Genomic DNA, 18,109 nt, shown 5'->3' on the forward strand with positions numbered 1-18,109 from the left:
CGGAGTCCTTACTTGCTTCCCACGAAGCCGGAGTAATCCTTCTGAAGAATGTCGGTGAAGGCCTCGGGCGTGACCTGCTGATCGGTCAGCTGCTGCACCGCGCTCGTGAGTGTGTCGTAGAACGTGGGCGTGGAGTAGTCGAGATACGGCACCAGCCCGCCCGACGAGGTGACCTTGCCGTAGGTGTCGAAGACATCCGTCTCGAGACCAGGCTTCGGCGTGTAGTCGGCCGGAATCACTGACGGCAGGCTGTTCTCGTCGATGAACGTCTTGGCCGCATCCGCATTGTTGATGAAGTCGATGTAGGCGGCAGCGACATCCGGGTGCTTCGAGCCCGTCGTGACAGCCCAGGCCAGACCCTCGCCGCCCGTGGTCACCGGCGAGTCCGCGCCCTTCGGGATGAGTGTCGTGAAGCCGGCGTCGTCACCCATCGCCTCCGAGATCGCGGCCTGCTTCCAGGTGCCTACGACGTAGAAGGCAGACTGCCCGGCCTCGAACTGGGCGAGGGCATCATCGCGAGAGACACCGTTGGCACCCTCGGTGATGTACCCCTTGCTCGACCAGTCCTGAATCGTCTTCGCGGCCGTGACCGACGCGTCGTCTGTCCACGCGCCGCCGGCGCCGGTGACGAGCTTGTTCACCGCATCAGACCCGGCGATCGCCGCCTGCACCACGCCGAAGAGGTGGATGCCCGGGCTCTTCTCGATGTCGCCATACGCCATGGGCATGATGCCTGCGGCCTTAGCCGCCGCCATGTCTTGCTCGAGCTCGTCGAGCGAGGTCGGAGCCTCGACGCCGAGCTGCGTCAGGATCTTCTTGTTGTAGTAGATGCCCACCACCTCGCCGGTCTGCGAGATGCCGTACAGATTGTCGCCCTGCCAGGTCTTGCCATCAGCGCTGAACGAGTTGATCTTCAGCAGCGATTCCGGGTAGTACGAACTCCAGTCATACAGGCCGTCGTAGTCGTTCAGCGAACGGATGAGACCGCCCTGCACGAATGCGCCCATATCGGGATAGCCCTGGTTGGCCTGAACCACGTCGGGAGGATTGTCACCCGAGAGCGCGAGCTTGAGAGTGGTCTTCAGGTCGGCGAACGACTGCGTGACCCTGTCGATCTTCACATTCGGGTATTTCGCCGAGAACGCGGCGTTCAGCTTCTCCTGCGCGTCGGTGATGCCCTCATCCGTGTTCTGATCCCACACCGTGAGGGTGACGTCTCCGGCTCCGGCGACGTCTTTCGATACGGGGCCGCCGGATGCCGCGGGAGCCGATCCACTGCCGGGTGCGCAGGCGGTGAGCGACAGCGCCACCGCGACGGACACGGCAATGACTCCTGTCCAGGAACGTTTCTTGCCATTCATGCTGACTCCTCGACTTGCTGGGGGGAACTGAGAGATAGGGGCGATGGAGCGAAATGGGGTGGATCGGGTGCCTGAGGTAAAAGCTATGGTTCCTATGTTTCGTACGAGTTACCGTTTGATTGCCACCGCAAGTAGATTGCAATTCGAACGACTTCGTTCGATTCTCGGCCTATATGGTGAGTGTATGACACGAGCAGAGCTTTTCCGAGAATCGGAATTCGCCTCGGGATCGGTCGGCGACATCTTTCGCCTGATCCGTTCCGGCGCAGCCTCCTCTCGCTCTGCGCTCGCGCGCCATATCGGCATGGCGCCCTCGACCATATCGCTCAGAATCGACTCTCTCATTCGCCTCGGCCTCGTCAGCGAGGCCGGCGACGAGCAGTCCCGCGGCGGTCGGCGTGCCCGCTCGCTCGAGGTCTCGACGGGCGCCGGGTTCGTCGGGGCGATGGATGTCGGTGCTCACCATGTGCAGGTCGGCATCGCCGATCTCGGTGGTCGCATGCTCGCCGTAGAAGATGTACCCGTGGCCATCGAAGACGGCCCCGCCTTGGCCGCCGAGGCCTTGTGGGCAGCGCTGCGAGGCCTCATCGCCGCGAACGAACTCGATGAGGCGCAGCTTCTGGGGGTAGCCATCGGCCTCCCCGCTCCCATCGAATACCCGAGCGGCCGTGTCGTTCTGCCCTCGTTCATGCCCAGCTGGCACAACGCCGACCTGCCCGGTCTGTTCAGCGAGTTCACGAGCGTGCCGGTGCTCGTCGAGAACGACGCGAACCTCATCGCGCTGGCCGAGCAGACGATGGGAGGCCAGAGCAGCGACCAGCTCCTGGCCATCAAACTCGGCACCCGCATCGGCTGCGGCATCGTCTCCGACGGTCGACTGCACCGCGGGGCCGGCGGTGCGGCCGGCGAGATCAGCCATACCTCGGTGCAGGGAACCTCCACGATCTCGTGCGTCTGCGGCACCCCGAACTGCCTCGAGTCCGTCGCGAGCGGCGGCGCGATCGTGGCGCGGCTGTCGCAGCTGGGGTACGACGTGCAGACCGCCGCAGACGTCGTCGAGCTCGGCCGCGGGGGCGACGCTCAGGTCGTCGATATCCTGCGCAGCGCCGGCACCTCGATCGGCGGCGTCCTCGCGTCGATCGTCAACTTCTTCAATCCGCGTGACGTGATCCTCGGTGGAGCGATGTCTGCGTCGGCGCCCCTGGTCGCCGCCATCCGGGCCGAACTCTTCCAACGCTGCCTTCCGCTGGTCGGCAACGACCTCGACGTGCGCGCCGCGCGCAGCCCCGGCGATGCCGGCGTGCGGGGCGCGGCGCACCTGATTCTCGAAGAGGTGCTGGCGCCCGCCCGCATCGAGCAGCTCGTTCGAGAACTCGACGACACGACGCCCGCCTGAACGCTCAGACACTATCCCCGCCCCGACCTTTCGTCTTAGAACTGCGAGTACTTCTGTGATCCACCCGCACCACTCGGCCCTCGAGGTCGTGATCGCGATCGACATCGGCGGCACGACGGTCAAGGGCGCGGCCGTCGACGCCGCGGGCACGGTGGTCGCGCGGCACACCACCGCGACCTTCGATGGCGGCCGTGACGCCTACGAGAGCGTGCTGGCGATCGCGCGCCGGCTCGTCGACGAAGCGGCGGCGGGCGGCTTCACGATCGCGGGCATCGGCATCGCCTCGCCGGGACTGGTCGACCCCGAGTCGGGTACCGTGCGCTTCGCCGCCAATCTCGGATGGGACGGCTTTCCGCTGCGTCAGCTGCTCGAGGCCGAGTTCAGCGTCGCCGTCAGCGTCGGCCACGACGCCCGCTCGGCCGCGCTGGCCGAACGCGCCGCCCAGGGGGCCGGCGCATCCGGCACCGACGCGGGCTCGAGCTACGACGCCGCGTACGACGACGCCCTCATCGTGCCCATCGGCACCGGCGTCTCGTCTGCCGTCGTCTCGGGCGGCGTTCTCGTCGAGGGTGCCACCGGCGCCGCGGGCGAGCTCGGCCACATGCTGGCCGTGCCGAACGGCGCGCTCTGCACGTGCGGGCAGCGAGGCTGCATCGAGGCCTACGCGTCGGGAACGACGATCCTCGATCGGTACCGCGAGCACGGCGGAACCATCGCGTCGTCGACCCGGGCCATCGCATCCGCTCTCGACACCGACCCGATCGCCGCCCGTGTCTGGGCCGACGCCGTCGATGCCCTGTCTGTCGGGCTCGCCGGCATCACCGCGGTGCTCGATCCTGCCGTGATCGTGATCGGTGGGGGCGTTTCGGCGGCGGGCGACACTCTGATCGCGCCGCTCCGCGAGGCCGTCACGGCCAGGCTCGGCTGGCGCTCGACCCCGCGCATCGAGCAGTCTGCGCTCGGGGCATTGGGTGGCCTGATCGGCGCGGCGATCATCGGCTGGGCAGATCGGGTTCCGGATGCGGGCTTCGCCCGACAGGCCCTCCGTTCGCTGGGGCCGGAACAGCGCGGAGCATCTGATGCCTAGGAACGCTCTCGCCGGCAGCTCGCTCGACCGAAGGCTGATGCTCATCTGGGGCGCCGGCGTTCTGGCTTACATCGTCTCGATCGTGAACCGTACCTCGCTCTCCGCGGTTGGCACCGAGGCGTCGGCACGCTTCCACGCCGACGCGTCAACCCTGGCGCTCTTCGCCGTTCTGCAACTGCTGGTCTACGGTGCGATGCAGATCCCCGTGGGCCTGCTGCTCGACCGTTTCGGTTCGCGACGCGTCATGACCGTGGGAATGCTGGTCATGGCCGCCGGACAACTCGTGATGGCGCTGACCCCCGACGTGCACATCGCGATCGCCGCACGCGTTCTGCTCGGTGCCGGCGATGCCGCGATCTTCCCCAGCATCCTGCGCGTGATCGCCGCATGGTTCCCGGTGAAGCGCGCTCCGATCATCATTCAGTTCACCGGGCTGCTCGGGCAGTTCGGCCAGATCGTCTCGGTCATTCCTCTGGCCGCCCTGCTGCACGCCACGAACTGGCCCACCGCCTTCGTCTCGCTCGCCGCCGTTGGCGCGCTGGCCGGCATCCTGACCTTCGCCATGGTGCGAAACGAACCCGAGGAGACGGGCGCGATCACCGTGGTGACGAGCCGCCCCGATCTGCGGCAGGGGTTTGTGGATGCCTGGAAGCACCCGGGCACTCGGCTCGCGTTCTGGTCGCACTTCTCCACGCCGTTCGCGGGCAACGCGTTCGCTCTGCTGTGGGGCTACCCGTTCCTCGTCGAGGGACTCGGGCTGTCGGTGCAGCTCGCATCGCTGATCTTCACCTTCTATGTGCTGGTCGGGCTCGTCCTGGGGCCTGTCGTCGGGGCGGCGTCCGCCCGGCATCCACTGCGCCGATCGTGGATCGTGCTGACCGTCGTCGGGGCCCAGGCCGCACTCTGGGCCGTGGTCATTCTCTGGCCGGGTGCTGCTCCCCTGCCCGTGATCTTCGCGCTGGTCGCTGCGCTCTGCGCTGGTGGCCCCGGCTCGATGATCGCATTCGACCTCACCCGCGCCCACAACCCGGCACAGCGTCTGGGAACCGCCACGGGAATCGTGAACGGCGGCGGCTTTCTCGCCAGCGTCCTCGCGATCCTGTTCATCGGTATCGCCATGGATGTGCAGGGCGCGGGGACTCCTGCGACCTACTCCCTCGCCGCATTCAAGATCGCCTTCCTCGTGCAATTCCCGATCTGGGCCGTCGGCATCGTCGCCCTGCTGCGCGAACGTCGCCGCACCCGCGCGGTGATGGCGGCCAGAGGCATCCATCTGCCCCGAATTCGCGACGTGATCGCCCGGAGGCGATGACCGCAGTGCCCACCATCTCTTCACCCGCCCACCTCTCCTCCCCCGACGGAAAGACAGCCATGACACACACTCCGCTTCGAATCGGCCTCATCGGCGCCGGCGGCATCAGCCACTCGCACCTTCGGCACCTGCTCACCCTCGGCGCCGATGTGTACGTCTACTCCGAAGCAGGAGCGGCCGAGCTGGTCGCCCTCTACGGCGGAACCGTGGTGGACAGCCTCGACGAGCTGCTGGCGGCGGTGGACTTCGTCGACGTGGCCACCCCGACGTTCACGCACCACGCCCTGGTCAAGCGTGCGCTCGAGGCCGGCAAGCACGTGATCAGCGAGAAGCCGCTCGCGCGCACCGACGCGGAGGTCGACGAGCTCGCAGGTCTGGCAGACGAACTCGGCCTCATGCTGTTCCCCGCCCACGTCGTGCGGTTCTTCCCCGAGTACGTCCTGCTGAAAGAGGCCGTCGCATCCGGTCGACTCGGCGACCTCGCGGTACTCCGCTTCTCTCGATCCGGCGCTTTTCCCACCCGCACTCCCTGGTTCGCCGACCGCGCTCTGTCGGGCGGCATCATCATGGATCAGATGATCCACGACATCGACATCGCGAGGTGGGTCGCAGGTCCCGTCGAGCGAGTATCCGCGGTCTCCTCTCATGCGGGGGATGCGACGACGCCGGTCGAGGCAGCGCACGTTCTGCTCACCCACAGCTCGGGAGCCATCAGTCACATCGCCGGAATCTGGGGCCCGTCGCACCTGCCTTTCACCACGGAATATTCGGTGACGGGAACCGAGGGTTCGCTCGCCCATTCCTCGGTGGCGGAACGCAACTACATTTCACACCTCGCCAGCACAGACGCGCCGAGTGGCCTGCTGCCGGAGGTCGACCCGGCAGAGAACCCCTACTTCGCCGAGCTGCGCGAATTCACCGACGCTTTCGGCGGAGGTGCGGCGCCGCGGGTGTCTGCTGCCGAAGGCGCCGAAGCCGTGCGCCTCGCCAACGCCGCCCTACTCTCGCTCGAGACGGGGCAACCTGTCGATATCGAATCCCCCTCAGCACAGGCCACCGGAAAGTAGATGACGATGCGCACTCCCGACCGCCCCCTGAAGATCGCCGTCATGTCGTTCGCGCACACCCACGCTCGTGGCTACATCGACCTGCTCAAGGGCACCCCATCGGTGAGCCTGCTCACCTCCGATCCCGGTGAGCACTCCGACACAGAGCTGCGCGGGCGCGCGTTCGCCGAGCACCTCGGCGTCGACTACGTCGACAGCTACGACGAGCTCATGGCCTGGCAACCGGATGCGGTGATCGTCACCAGCGAGAACGCCCGCCACCGGGCCGACGTCGAGCGCGCGGCCGCGGCCGGGGCGCACATCCTGTGCGAGAAGCCGCTCGCCACGAGCCACGAAGACGGCGTGGCGATGCTCGAAGCGGCAGACGCCGCAGGCGTCATCCTGATGGTCGCGTTTCCCGTGCGCTTCGCGAGCACCTTCTCTCGGCTGAAGGCCGAGTACGACGCGGGCCAGCTCGGGCAGGTCTTCTCTATTCGCGGCAGCAACAACGGCAAGCTGCCGAGTGAGCGTGCGTGGTTCACCGACCCTGAGCTCTCGGGCGGAGGCGCTCTCGTCGATCACGTCGTGCACATCGCCGATCTGTTGGAGGCTCTGATGGGCGCGGCGCCCGTGTCGGTGACCGCCGTCACCAACCAGAAGCTGCACGCCGACAGGGCCCGCGCCGAGACAGCCGGTCTTGTGACCATCAGCTACGACAACGGCGTGATCGCGGCGATCGACTGCTCGTGGAGCCAACCCGACACGGCTCCGAGCTGGGGCGGTGTCTCTGTGACCCTGGCCGGCACCGCGGGAACCGTGGCCGTCGACTTCTTCGGACCGCGCGCACGTGGTCTCGACACGGCGACAGGCCTGCCGATCGAGGCGCCCTACGGACCGAACTTCGACGAGGCTCTACTGTCGAGCTTCATCGACGCGGTCTGCTCGGGAGAGCAGCCCCAACCCGACGGCGGCGTAGGGCTGCGTACTCTCGACATCGTGCTGGCGGCGCAGGAGTCGGCCCGCACGGGTCGAACGATCGCCGTGGCTGACGTCGCCTCGAGCAGCTAGGCGTGAGACAAATCGACGACCTGTCGAACAGCCAACGCCTCATTCGACAAAAGCGACACGTCGATTGACGCGCTGAGGCCTTAGCTTTGGGCCATGAACCCAGAGTCCAGCTCACCTCTTCCCGTCGTCGCGCACTGGATCGACGGGATCGAGTATCCGTCGTCATCGGGACGCACAGCCCCGGTGTTCGACCCCGCGTTGGGCGTAGAGACGAAGCGCGTCGCGCTGGCCGACCAGTCCGAGATCGCCGCGGCGATCGCCAGCGCGCGGGCAGCGTTCCCCGCGTGGCGCGATCTGTCTCTCGCTCGCCGGCAGCAGATCCTGTTCCGATTCCGCGAGCTGCTCGAAGCGAAGAAGGGCGAGCTCGCCGAGATCATCACGAGCGAGCATGGGAAGGTGCTCTCCGATGCGCTCGGCGAAATCACCCGCGGGCAGGAGGTCGTCGAGTTCGCGACCGGCCTGGCACACCACCTCAAGGGCGAGTACTCCGAGAACGTCTCCACCGGTGTCGACGTCTACTCCACGAAACAGCCGCTCGGCGTGGTGGGCATCATCAGCCCCTTCAACTTCCCGGCCATGGTGCCGATGTGGTTCTTCCCCATCGCCATCGCCGCCGGCAACACCGTCATCCTGAAGCCCTCCGAGAAAGATCCCAGCGCAGCACTCTGGATCGCGAAGCTGTGGAAGGAGGCCGGCCTCCCCGACGGCGTGTTCACCGTCCTCAACGGCGACAAAGAGGCCGTCGACGGCCTGCTCACGAGCCCGGATGTCGCATCCATCTCGTTCGTCGGCTCGACCCCGATCGCGCAATACGTGTACGAAACAGGCACGAAGCACGGCAAACGCGTGCAGGCACTGGGTGGGGCGAAGAACCACATGCTGGTGCTGCCCGATGCCGACCTCGACCTCGTCGCGGACTCTGCCATCAACGCCGGCTTCGGCTCGGCCGGCGAGCGCTGCATGGCCATCTCGGTCGTCGTGGCCGTCGAACCCGTAGCCGGCCCCCTGATCGAGAAGATCACCGAGCGGATGTCCGGCCTCCGCACCGGAGACGGTCGCCGCGGCTGCGACATGGGCCCGCTGGTCACCGAGGCGCACCGCGACAAGGTCGCCTCCTACATCGAGATAGCCGCCACCGATGGCGCGAGCATCGTGGTCGACGGCCGCGACGTGCAACCCGACGGCGACGCGAACGGGTTCTGGCTCGGCCCGACCCTGCTCGACCGAGTACCGACCACGAGCCGCGCTTACACCGAGGAGATCTTCGGCCCCGTCCTCTCCGTCGTGCGCGTGAACACCTATGAGGAGGGCGTGAAGCTGATCAACGACGGCGCATTCGGCAACGGCACCGCCATCTTCACCAACGACGGCGGTGCGGCACGCCGCTTCCAGAACGAGGTCCAGGTAGGAATGATCGGCATCAACGTGCCCATTCCCGTGCCTGTCGCCACCTTCTCGTTCGGCGGCTGGAAGGCCTCGCTGTTCGGCGACACCAAGGCACACGGCGCCGAGGGCGTGCGGTTCTTCACCCAGCAGAAGGCCATCACGAGCCGATGGCTCGATCCCTCCCACGGCGGCATCAACCTCGGCTTCCCCCAGAACTGAGTTCGCCCCGTTCGAGCCTGGCCGCTACTGCCCGTTCTCCTCGGGATCGATGAGCTGCAGCGCCGACCAGAGCTCTGCCCTCGCCGCGAACTGCTCCAGATCGAGCCCGAGCAGGGTGTCCGCCGCGGCCACCCGGTTGCGCAGGGTGTGTCGGTGGATGCCGAGCTGGCGGGCAGCCGGGTCCCACGCTCCGTTGTGCTCGAGCCACACCCGCAGTGTTTCTGCGAGAGCCTCACGATCGCGCAGCGGCAGGTCGAGCAACGGCCTCAGGATGCGTCGGGCCACCGCCTCGCCGCCGCTCGCGGCGAGCAGTCCCTGCATCCCCTCGTCGGCGAGTCGTTCGAACAAGATGAAGGGATGCTCGCGCGACACGGCGCGACCGGCGTGGCCCGCCTCGGTGAGAGCGCGAGGCAGCTCGTTCCACCGCACCGGCCCCGAAGTACCCGCGCGAAGCCCATGACGCAGGAGCAGCGCCTGCAGATCGTCGAATTCGTCGTTGCCCGTGATCAGCAGAATGCGCCCGCCGCGCTCGGCGAAGAAGAGCCGGCCACTGTTCTGGTCGGCATGCAGCTCGAGCTCATCGAGCAACGCCTGCCCAGAGACCTCCCCCACCACCGCGGTGAGTCGCACGGGCTCGGCCGGCAGCGCGCCCCAGAGCGACTCGGCCGTGCGGTCGGCCACGTCGATCACGCCGGCCAGAAGCAGTTCGAACAGGCCGGTGCGAAGCCGCCGCCGTGCCGCGTCCAGGTTGCGGCGCTGCTCGAGCGCGATACTCGCGAGCCCGATCACGCTCTCCACCACGTCGCTGCCCGCGGCATCCAGAGGTTCGGAGGCACCGACGGCCAGCACTCCGCGAAGCTGACCGCGCTGGCCGATGGTCTGCAATGTGATGCCATCGCCTGCGTCGAGGATGTTGAGGCCGGCCCGCGATCCACGCGCCAGCGTGCGGGCCACCGCCTCGGCGACCACGGGTTCGAGCTCGGCCGGCACCGGGGCGAGCCCCGGCACCCGCAGCCGGTTTCCCACGGAATCGTAGAGCGCCACCCAGCAGTCGAGCCGGTCGGCGAGTTCGAGCAGGATGGCGCCGAGACCGTCGACCCGCAGCGCTGCCCTGGCGACGGCGCGCTGGGCGTCGAGCGACCACTGCAGGCGCTCGCGCCGCTCGTCGGCGAGTACGTCGGCGACCCATCGGATGATGCCGATAAACGGAGTACGCCGCTCGACCTCGAAGAGCGGCAATCCCGCCCGATCGCACGAGGCCGCCAGGGCATCCGGAATGCGATCGTGCACGATGCCCGTGGCGAACCCGAGCGCGACCACGCCTCGCGCGAGAAGCCGGTCGACGTACTCGGCGACGAACGCGTCGTTGCGCTCGGTGAACTGAGCGCCGTCGGTGAGCAGCAGTTGGCCAGGCTCCAGCCATGGCGTCGGATCGGCCAGATCCGAGCTGTGCGCCCAGGACAGCGGTTCGTCTATGAACGCATCGTCTGCCGCGCCGCCCGCCGCCAGTCTCAGGCGAAAGTCGCCTTCGGCGAGAAGCCGTCTCATGGTTGCCGGCACTGACCACCTCTATCGTCGTTATGTCGACTCTTAGGCTAGTCGATCGACATTTCGGCACTCGTTTCGTGTGGCGAACACGACACACTGACACCATGCCGAGTAACGAATCCGTCTCCCTCTCCGATCGCTCTACCGTCTTTCACTCCTGGTCGGCCCAAGGGGCGTTGGCCCCGCTGGCGATCGCGAGCGGACTGGGAAGCCGAGTATGGGACTTCGACGGTAAGGAGTACCTCGACTTCTCGTCGCAGCTGGTGAATGTGAACATCGGCCACCAGCATCCGAAGGTCGTTGCCGCCATCCAGGAGCAGGCCGCCCTGCTCACGACCGTCGCACCGGCACACGCGAACGCCACCCGCGCCGAGGCTGCCCGCCTCATCCTCGATCGGGCGCCTGAGGTCTTCGAGAAGGTGTTCTTCACGAATGGTGGTGCCGATGCGAACGAGAACGCGATCCGCATGGCCCGTCTGTACACGGGCCGCGACAAGGTGATCTCGCACTACCGCTCGTACCACGGCAACACCGGGGCCGCCATCGTCGCCACCGGCGATTGGCGACGGATGCCCAACGAGTACGCCCGCGGACACGTGCACGTGTTCGGCCCCTACCTCTACCGCTCCGAGTTCTGGGCGTCGACGCCCGAGGAGGAATCGGCCAGGGCGCTGCGCCACCTCGAGCGCGTCATCCAGTCCGAAGGTCCCGACACGGTCGCCGCGATCCTGATCGAGACCATCCCCGGCACCGCCGGCATCCTGGTACCGCCGCCCGGCTATCTGAAAGGCGTGCGCGAGCTCGCCGACCGCTACGGCATCGTGCTCATCCTCGACGAGGTCATGGCCGGATTCGCGCGCACCGGCCAATGGTTCGCGTTCGACGCCTTCGATGTCGTGCCCGACCTCATCACCTTCGCCAAGGGCGTCAACTCGGGCTACGTGCCCGTCGGTGGCGTGCTCATCTCCGGGCCGATCGCGCACCACTTCGACGAGCGGGTCTTCCCCGGCGGGCTCACCTACTCCGGGCATCCACTCGCGGCTGCCAGCATCGTGGCGACCCTTCACGCGATGGCGGATGAGGGCGTGGTCGAGAACGCGCGCACCATCGGCGAGTCGGTGATCGGTCCGACGCTCGCTCGCCTCGCCTCGACCCACGAGGTGATCGGCGAGGTGCGCGGCACCGGAGTGTTCTGGGCAGTCGAGCTCGTCGCCGACCGCGCCTCCCGCGAACCACTGGATGCGGCCACCATGGGCCGCCTGAAGTCCTCGCTGCTCTCCGCAGGGCTGCTTCCTTTCATCGCAGAGAACCGAATTCATATCGTGCCTCCCGCCGTGATCACCCCCGCCGAAGCCGACCACGGTCTCGCACTTCTCGATGAGGCGCTGTCCGTTCTCCGATGACGACGACGTCGACTCGGCACACAGTGATCGTGGATGCCGTGCTCACGAAACCATCGAAATCATTTCTGCTGTTGCCACCACGATCGAAGGATCTGCCCTATGAGCCACTACGCCGTCATCAACCCCTCAACCGGTGAGACTCTGTCTGAGTACTCGACCATCACCGACGCTGAGCTCGGCGCCGCCACGCGATCGGCCTCCGATGCATTCGAGGGCTGGTCGCGCAAGGTCACGGTCGCCGACCGGGCCGCGCTGATCGCGAAGGTGGCCGAGCTGCACAGAGAGCGCAGGCTCGAGCTCGCCGAGATCGCTGTGCGGGAGATGGGCAAGCCGCTCGACCAGGCCCTCAGCGAGGTCGACTTCGCCGCCGCGATCTACCAGTACTACGTCGACAACGGCGAGATGTTCCTGTCCGACGAACAGATCGAGCTCTCCGATGGAACCGGATCAGCGTTCGTGCGCCGCGCGGGCCTCGGCGTGCTGCTCGGCATCATGCCCTGGAACTTCCCGTATTACCAGGTGGCGCGGTTCGCCGGCCCGAACATCGTGGCCGGCAACGCCATCCTTCTCAAGCCCGCCCCGCAGTGCCCGGAGTCGGCTCTCGCAATGCAGACCATCTTCGACGAGGCAGCCGCGTCAGTGGGCGCACCCTCTGCTGTGTACGTCACCATCTTCGCCACCAACGAGCAGATCGCCACCGTGATCGCCGACCCGCGCGTGCAGGGCGTTTCGGTGACCGGCTCTGAGCGGGCGGGCGCGGCCGTGGCCGAGATCGCGGGCAAGTATCTCAAGAAGGTCGTACTCGAGATGGGCGGGTCCGACCCCTTCATCCTCCTGTCGACCTCCGACATCGACGGAGCGGTTCAGGACGCGGTCAGCGCTCGCCTCGACAACAACGGGCAGTCCTGCAACGCGGCCAAGCGGTTCATCGTGATCGACTCGCTGTACGAGGAGTTCGCGGCGAAGTTCACAGCGGCGTTCACGGCGGCGCAGCCGGCGGATCCGTTCGCCGAGGGCACGCTGCTCGGCCCGCTGTCGTCGACGTCCGCAGCCGACCGCCTCGAAGAACAGCTCGGCCGAGCGATCTCACAGGGCGCCACTGTGGTCGCCAAGGGCGAGCGCAGCGGCAACTACTTCCCACCCGCCGTGCTCGCCGACGTCACCCCATCGATGGACGCTCACCACGAGGAGTTCTTCGGACCTGTGGCGGCGCTCTACCGCGTCTCGTCGGAGGACGAGGCGATCGCGCTCGCCAACGACACCCCGTTCGGGCTCGGCTCCTACGTCTACACCACCGACCAGGAGCAGGCGCTGCGCGTGGCCGACGCGATTGATGCCGGCATGGTGTGGATCAACCTCGTGCTGGGCGACGCCGCAGAGCTCCCCTTCGGTGGAGTGAAGCGCTCGGGCTCGGGCCGTGAGATGGGTCGCTTCGCGCTCGAGGAGTTCATCAACAAGAAGCTCATCCGCATCGCAGGCTGAGCCGTGTTCTCGGCCGACGACAGATGGACAAGTCGGCAGTTCAGGTCAGATGGTGGGCTAATTTGTCATTCGCCTCTCGGTGCGGTCCGAGTAGCCTTCACACATGGTCGACTCCAGCACGAATGCCTTGCAGCCCGGCGGAATGATCGATGCGTTGGCCCTTTCTCTCGATCTCGCACCGGCCGACAACGTCGTGGCCGGCACGCCCCACACCGGTTTTTACGAGCTGATGGATACAGATGGACGCTCGGTCGGAATATGGGAGCTCGGAGTCGGGACAGTGACCGACACCGAGATCGACGAGGTGTTCGTCGTGATCAGCGGATCGGCCACTGTGGAGTTCGACGACAGCGATGAGACCCTCTCGCTACGTCCTGGGTCCGTCGGTCGTTTGGGCGCCGGGATGCGCACCCGCTGGACCGTCACAGAGACACTCCGCAAGATCTACATCACCTGAGTGCGGCACGGGTCCGTTCTGCCTCGATGAGCTGCTCGAAGACGGCCGCGTAGGTCACGCGGGCCTGCTCCCACGACGCAGTCATGTCGAGCTGCGTCGGGTCGTCGATCGGCAGCGCGTAGCCCGCCTGGGCATGCGGCACCGGGTCGCCCGGCAGAACGAGGGTCTGGATGTAGGCGCCCGTGTCGACGTTGAAGGTCAGCGTGTGCGAGGCCACATTTCGATCCCAGTCGTCTGACGGCCACGAGAGGAACGAGACGTGCCGGGGTGGCAGGTCTGTGCCGAGCTGGGTGGCCGAGACGTAGCTGCCGTAGTGCTCCTCGCCCGGAGAGAGGATCTTGTAGGAGCCGTTGTCGAGGTAGATGAGCAGCGCTTCGGGAAACGGCTTGGGGCCGTACATCGCGGTGTAGCGGAAGGCCTGCGCGAACACAGGCTTCCCGAGCGGCACGGCGACCGATGCAGCGCCCTCGTGCGGTCCGACCTCCGGCACGCTTTCCCCGCCTTCGGACTCCATAGGTTCCTCGCCGGGGGGCGGGCACGGCACGGCAGCCTCGGAACCGGCCGGAATGTGCGACAGGAACACCAGCTCAGCCTCTTCGACGCCCGTGCTGTGTGCGATGTGCACGATCTCGGGCTGCTCGATGAGCGGGGTGGCGATCTCGAAAACCGTATCGCGATCTCTGGTCGAGTGCCTGATCTCTCCGCGCAGCAGAAATCCGGTCTGCCAGCCGTCATGAAAGTGCCAGCCTGTCGACGATCCGACGGGAATCACGACGCGGCGCACCTCGACGCGGCTCCCATCGGGCCGTTCGATGCTGGCGAGAATCTCAGTCGACGGCGATTCTGGTTCGCTCACGAACACTCCCTGTTTGCTTCGCGTCGAGGCTATGCCGTCGACCATGGGGCCGCTCCTCGCGGGTAGTTCATTTTCGAGCCCCGGCCTGGCCGAACCCTGGGATCGCCGATCTCAGCACATACTGCGCACGCCGACACTCGCTGTTCATGTCTACGACAGCAGCAGGTCACGTGGGAGAAATAATCTTCGCCTGTCGCGACAGCGACCACCCGACTCGCGCCTCATGCTTACCCCTGAGCGCGCGACCTTCCCGCACAGGATTCCGATGCTGCCCAATTCCCCCTTCTCTGCGAGCTCCCGCGGGCGCCGCGGCCCTGCACGATCACGCGCACTCCTCGTCGTCTCGAGCGCACTCGTTCTGGTGCTCGCCGGCTCGGCGGCCCCCGCCCTGGCGGCATCCGGAACGGGTACCGACCCCGCGTCGGGCCGCACGTACTACAGCAGCAAGACCCCCTACGTGCCGCAGGAGACTCCGGCCGAGCTGCAGACCGCGCCCGCCGGATTCCTGCCGGTCTACACGGAGTCCGTCGCCCGGCACGGATCCCGAGCGCTGTCGAGCTTCAAGTACGACTCTCTGACCACACAGGTCTGGGAGCAGGCGCGTTCCGAAGGAGCACTCACCGAGCTCGGCACAACACTCGGCCCCGAGGTGCAGAAGCTGACCGCCGCGAACCAGAAGCTCGGCTACGGCAACCTCACCGGCCAGGGCGCGACCCAGCACCGGGGCATCGGCAGCAGGGTCGTCGAGCGGCTTCCCTCGCTGTTCGCGGGCATCGACGCCGGAACCGACACCGTCGCCGTCGAGAGCTCGGGAGAGGCCAGGGCCACGGCATCCGGCAAGGCGTTCGAGCAGGGGCTCACTCAGGCCGATCCTCTGATCGCCTCCCACCTGCCCGCGGCCATCGCCCAGCGCCCCGACACCCTCTACTTTCACAAAGAGGACATCAACGCCGACTACCAGGCATACGCCGACAGCACGAAGGTCAGCGACGCGGTCGATGCCATCTACGCCCAGCCCCGCAGCCACGAGGCATCTCGCGAGGTGCTCGAGCGCATCTACACGCCGGCGTTCGTCGATCGACTCGCAGCCGGTGCGTACCATTTCGTCGACGGCGGCGACGGCAAGACGACCGTCGACAACGAGGTCGACGCGGCGATGATGCTCTACAACCTCTACATCATCGCGCCCGACATGACCGAGGAGGTGCAGGTCGACTTCGACCGCTACTTCGCCGGCGCAGACGCCGAGTGGTTCGCGTATCTGCTTGACTCCGACGACTTCTACGGCAAGGGCCCCGCCTTCGCGGGCAGCGACATCACCTACAAGATGGCCACGCCCCTGCTCACCGACTTTCTCGACTCGATCGACGCGCGGTTGGCTGGTTCCACGACCGCGGCGACCTTCCGTTTCGCCCACGCCGAGACGATCATCCCGTTCGCGGCGCTGATCGGCCTGCCCGGCTCGACTCAGCCGGTGACACCGGATGCGCCGTATTCGTACGCGACGAACGATTGGCGCGGCGAGACGGTCACCCCCATGGCCGCGAACGTTCAGTGGGACGTCTTTCGCGACGCCACCGGTCGCGCCATCGTGCGCATGCTCTACAACGAGCGCGAGATCGCCTTCCGCGCCAGCTGCACCCCCATCGCCCCCGGTTCCCACTTCTACGACGTGAGCGAGGTGCGCCGCTGCATCACGGGGCAGGTCGCGGATGCGCCCGGCGCGGCGTCCGACCCGGCGGATAGCGCGACGGCGAGCAACGCGAATGGCTCGGCGACACTCGCGGCAACAGGCGAGGATGCGACGGAGCGCGACCTGCTCATCGGCCTGGCTCTGGCACTGCTCACCGCCGGGGCTGGCGCACGTCTCGTGCGCAGCGCGCGCCGCAGCCGCTCGAGGCTCTGACCCGCGCCAGCACCGCGCCGCCACTGAGGTGCGGAGTATGGCCGCATCCCGACGCCGGGTAGCGGCCATACTCCGCACCTCAGTGCGCCCGAAAGACACACCACGCGTCTGACAACAGCTAGTGTGCTTGGGCATGACGTCATCACATTCGGCGAGTCGAGGAGAGGCGGCTCCACCTTCGGCTGATGCACGCTCTAAATCCGTCGAAGCCGCTCACCCGAGCCGTCGATGGATCGTCACCGCCGTGGTCGCAGCGGCACTGCTGATCCTCGTCTACGTCATTGCCGTGCTCACGCCCTGGGGTCAACGATGGGAGAACGCTGCTCTCACGGGTTCCGGGCGGGCGTCGCCCGACGAACAAGCCCAGGCTCTGGATGCCCTGGCGGCGATTCAGATCTGGTCTCTGGCCGTTGCCCTCGCCGGCATCGCGGTGATCGGCTTACTCAGGCGTCAGATACTGACAACAATCGTCGCCCTCGCCGTTGTTCTCGGCGGTGCCGGGGGCGCCGAAGTGCTGAAGCGTTGGGTCCTGCCTCGCCCGGAACTCTTTGCAGCACCTGTCGATCTCATTCAGAACAGCTTTCCGAGCGGGCACACGGCCATTGCCATGACCACGATGGTGGCGGTGTTTCTCGTCGTGCCCTACCGGTGGCGTGGCTGGGCGATGTTCATCGTCATGACGTGGGCGACGAGCATCGGGCAGTACACCGTCACCGCGCACTGGCATCGACTGTCAGACACCGTCGGCGCCGATCTCATGGCGTTGATCCTCGGCAGCGTCGCGGCGTATTGGCTGCACCGACGAGGGCTCGTGCATGTCTCGGAACAACGTCGATACGGCGGACGCGTCGTCTACGTCGCTTTGGCGACGATCCTGGGGCTCGTCTCGCTGGCGCTCGGAACGCTTCTCGCGTGGGTGTCGATCGATCAAGAGCTCGCCTCCGGGTCGGGCGACCACAATGCATTCCTGGCCACGCAGGTGTTGGCGGGTGCCTTCTCGACGGCTGCGGCGCTCGTCTACTGGGCAACCTGGCATCGGCTCGAGATCACCGGCTCGAGCGAACTCGCGATCGACGGGCATTCCAGACGGCCGTGAAGCCCGCGTAGGCGCCGAAGACGACGATGAACCCCAGCACTCCGATCCATGGTCCAGGGCCGTTCTGGTAGAACCAGCTCAGGTAGACCAACAACAGCGAGCTGCCCAGCGCGCCACCCACCCCGGCGCCGAAGCTGATCCTCGTGCGTTCGGCCGGCATCCCGGTGGTCGTTGCCGAGCCGCGCTTGCCGATGTACGCGCCGAGACCCGCGGTCAACCCAGAGATGATGCCGGTAATCACCGACGGAACCATGATGAGAATGATGATCCACCGGACGCCGGCCTCGGAGTCAGGCAGGTTGGCGATGTAGACCGATGCCTGGATGGCCAGCATGGCCGCGGTGAAGAGCACAGTACCGAACACTGTGAGGGCGAGGATCAAGCCGCGCATTGTCATCGGCCTCAGTGTTTGTCGAGAACGTCATCACGATTATCTAACTGCACGTTCCAGGTCTGTGCTGACGCCCCGCTCGGCAGCGGTTGCGC

Annotated in this window: 15 protein-coding genes; 11 read left to right on the forward strand and 4 right to left on the reverse strand. The window is 66.9% G+C overall.

Features of this window, described 5'->3' with window-relative positions:
* Nucleotides 1-8 precede the first annotated feature (8 nt).
* Nucleotides 9-1,361 (reverse strand): extracellular solute-binding protein, encoded by a 1,353-nt coding sequence (locus B9Y86_RS04060; protein ID WP_085483146.1) that lies wholly within the window; start codon nucleotides 1,359-1,361, stop codon nucleotides 9-11.
* Between the two features lie 184 nt (nucleotides 1,362-1,545).
* On the opposite strand from B9Y86_RS04060, the gene B9Y86_RS04065 reads away from it, so the two are divergent.
* From B9Y86_RS04065 to B9Y86_RS04090, 6 genes are all read left to right on the forward strand, one after another.
* Nucleotides 1,546-2,757 carry an ROK family transcriptional regulator gene (locus tag B9Y86_RS04065; RefSeq protein ID WP_176223245.1) on the forward strand — a complete coding sequence of 404 codons (1,212 nt, stop codon included), beginning with the start codon at nucleotides 1,546-1,548 and terminating at the stop codon, nucleotides 2,755-2,757.
* Between the two features lie 55 nt (nucleotides 2,758-2,812).
* A complete protein-coding gene (locus B9Y86_RS04070) occupies nucleotides 2,813-3,844 on the forward strand; it encodes an ROK family protein (protein WP_244894619.1) in 1,032 nt (343 codons plus the stop codon).
* On the forward strand, nucleotides 3,837-5,156 hold the full coding sequence (locus B9Y86_RS04075) for an MFS transporter (RefSeq protein ID WP_085483150.1): 1,320 nt from the start codon (nucleotides 3,837-3,839) through the stop codon (nucleotides 5,154-5,156). The genes B9Y86_RS04070 and B9Y86_RS04075 overlap by 8 nt, the downstream gene beginning before the upstream one ends.
* A gap of 5 nt (nucleotides 5,157-5,161) precedes the next feature.
* A complete protein-coding gene (locus B9Y86_RS04080) occupies nucleotides 5,162-6,223 on the forward strand; it encodes a Gfo/Idh/MocA family protein (RefSeq protein ID WP_244894620.1) in 1,062 nt (353 codons plus the stop codon).
* Between the two features lie 6 nt (nucleotides 6,224-6,229).
* Nucleotides 6,230-7,270 carry a Gfo/Idh/MocA family protein gene (locus B9Y86_RS04085; RefSeq protein ID WP_085483786.1) on the forward strand — a complete coding sequence of 347 codons (1,041 nt, stop codon included), beginning with the start codon at nucleotides 6,230-6,232 and terminating at the stop codon, nucleotides 7,268-7,270.
* Nucleotides 7,271-7,363: 93 nt separating this feature from the next.
* Complete coding sequence (locus B9Y86_RS04090; protein WP_085483152.1) at nucleotides 7,364-8,875, forward strand: CoA-acylating methylmalonate-semialdehyde dehydrogenase; 1,512 nt, start codon at nucleotides 7,364-7,366, stop codon at nucleotides 8,873-8,875.
* A gap of 24 nt (nucleotides 8,876-8,899) precedes the next feature.
* On the opposite strand, the gene B9Y86_RS04095 is transcribed toward B9Y86_RS04090, so the two are convergent.
* A complete protein-coding gene (locus B9Y86_RS04095) occupies nucleotides 8,900-10,435 on the reverse strand; it encodes a PucR family transcriptional regulator (RefSeq protein ID WP_139824719.1) in 1,536 nt (511 codons plus the stop codon).
* A gap of 92 nt (nucleotides 10,436-10,527) precedes the next feature.
* Between B9Y86_RS04095 and B9Y86_RS04100 the strand changes: the two genes are divergently transcribed.
* From B9Y86_RS04100 to B9Y86_RS04110, 3 genes are all read left to right on the forward strand, one after another.
* Nucleotides 10,528-11,826 carry an aspartate aminotransferase family protein gene (locus tag B9Y86_RS04100; protein WP_085483156.1) on the forward strand — a complete coding sequence of 433 codons (1,299 nt, stop codon included), beginning with the start codon at nucleotides 10,528-10,530 and terminating at the stop codon, nucleotides 11,824-11,826.
* Nucleotides 11,827-11,925: 99 nt separating this feature from the next.
* Nucleotides 11,926-13,308 carry an NAD-dependent succinate-semialdehyde dehydrogenase gene (locus B9Y86_RS04105; protein ID WP_085483158.1) on the forward strand — a complete coding sequence of 461 codons (1,383 nt, stop codon included), beginning with the start codon at nucleotides 11,926-11,928 and terminating at the stop codon, nucleotides 13,306-13,308.
* 103 nt (nucleotides 13,309-13,411) lie between these two features.
* Nucleotides 13,412-13,765, forward strand: coding sequence for a cupin domain-containing protein (locus B9Y86_RS04110; protein WP_085483160.1), 354 nt, complete (start codon nucleotides 13,412-13,414; stop codon nucleotides 13,763-13,765).
* Here the strand turns inward: B9Y86_RS04110 and B9Y86_RS17740 are convergent.
* A complete protein-coding gene (locus B9Y86_RS17740; protein WP_244894621.1) occupies nucleotides 13,758-14,621 on the reverse strand; it encodes a cupin domain-containing protein in 864 nt (287 codons plus the stop codon). The two genes, B9Y86_RS04110 and B9Y86_RS17740, sit on opposite strands and share 8 nt — an antisense overlap.
* 265 nt (nucleotides 14,622-14,886) lie before the next feature.
* Here B9Y86_RS17740 and B9Y86_RS04120 point away from each other — a divergent pair, with 265 nt between their 5' ends.
* Together B9Y86_RS04120 and B9Y86_RS04125 are read left to right on the forward strand one after the other, a co-directional pair.
* Nucleotides 14,887-16,527, forward strand: coding sequence for a histidine-type phosphatase (locus B9Y86_RS04120; RefSeq protein ID WP_085483162.1), 1,641 nt, complete (start codon nucleotides 14,887-14,889; stop codon nucleotides 16,525-16,527).
* Nucleotides 16,528-16,771: 244 nt separating this feature from the next.
* A complete protein-coding gene (locus tag B9Y86_RS04125) occupies nucleotides 16,772-17,623 on the forward strand; it encodes a phosphatase PAP2 family protein (RefSeq protein WP_217809158.1) in 852 nt (283 codons plus the stop codon).
* Here B9Y86_RS04125 and B9Y86_RS04130 read toward each other — a convergent pair.
* A complete protein-coding gene (locus B9Y86_RS04130; protein WP_139824720.1) occupies nucleotides 17,574-18,020 on the reverse strand; it encodes a hypothetical protein in 447 nt (148 codons plus the stop codon). The genes B9Y86_RS04125 and B9Y86_RS04130 overlap by 50 nt on opposite strands.
* Between the last annotated feature and the right edge of the window lie 89 nt (nucleotides 18,021-18,109).

Source organism: Agreia pratensis (assembly GCF_900177685.1).
In the GTDB taxonomy this organism is placed as follows: Bacteria; Actinomycetota; Actinomycetes; order Actinomycetales; family Microbacteriaceae; genus Agreia; species Agreia pratensis.

Excerpts from the sequence above, each read along its gene's own strand:
- B9Y86_RS04065 (WP_176223245.1), top strand. The coding sequence starts at position 1,546 with ATGACACGAGCAGAGCTTTTCCGAGAATCGGAATTCGCCTCGGGATCG.
- B9Y86_RS04060 (WP_085483146.1), bottom strand. The coding sequence starts at position 1,361 with ATGAATGGCAAGAAACGTTCCTGGACAGGAGTCATTGCCGTGTCCGTC.
- B9Y86_RS04075 (WP_085483150.1), top strand. The coding sequence starts at position 3,837 with ATGCCTAGGAACGCTCTCGCCGGCAGCTCGCTCGACCGAAGGCTGATG.
- B9Y86_RS04110 (WP_085483160.1), top strand. The coding sequence starts at position 13,412 with ATGGTCGACTCCAGCACGAATGCCTTGCAGCCCGGCGGAATGATCGAT.
- B9Y86_RS04090 (WP_085483152.1), top strand. The coding sequence starts at position 7,364 with ATGAACCCAGAGTCCAGCTCACCTCTTCCCGTCGTCGCGCACTGGATC.
- B9Y86_RS04130 (WP_139824720.1), bottom strand. The coding sequence starts at position 18,020 with ATGACAATGCGCGGCTTGATCCTCGCCCTCACAGTGTTCGGTACTGTG.
- B9Y86_RS04105 (WP_085483158.1), top strand. The coding sequence starts at position 11,926 with ATGAGCCACTACGCCGTCATCAACCCCTCAACCGGTGAGACTCTGTCT.
- B9Y86_RS04085 (WP_085483786.1), top strand. The coding sequence starts at position 6,230 with ATGCGCACTCCCGACCGCCCCCTGAAGATCGCCGTCATGTCGTTCGCG.
- B9Y86_RS04120 (WP_085483162.1), top strand. The coding sequence starts at position 14,887 with ATGCTGCCCAATTCCCCCTTCTCTGCGAGCTCCCGCGGGCGCCGCGGC.
- B9Y86_RS04100 (WP_085483156.1), top strand. The coding sequence starts at position 10,528 with ATGCCGAGTAACGAATCCGTCTCCCTCTCCGATCGCTCTACCGTCTTT.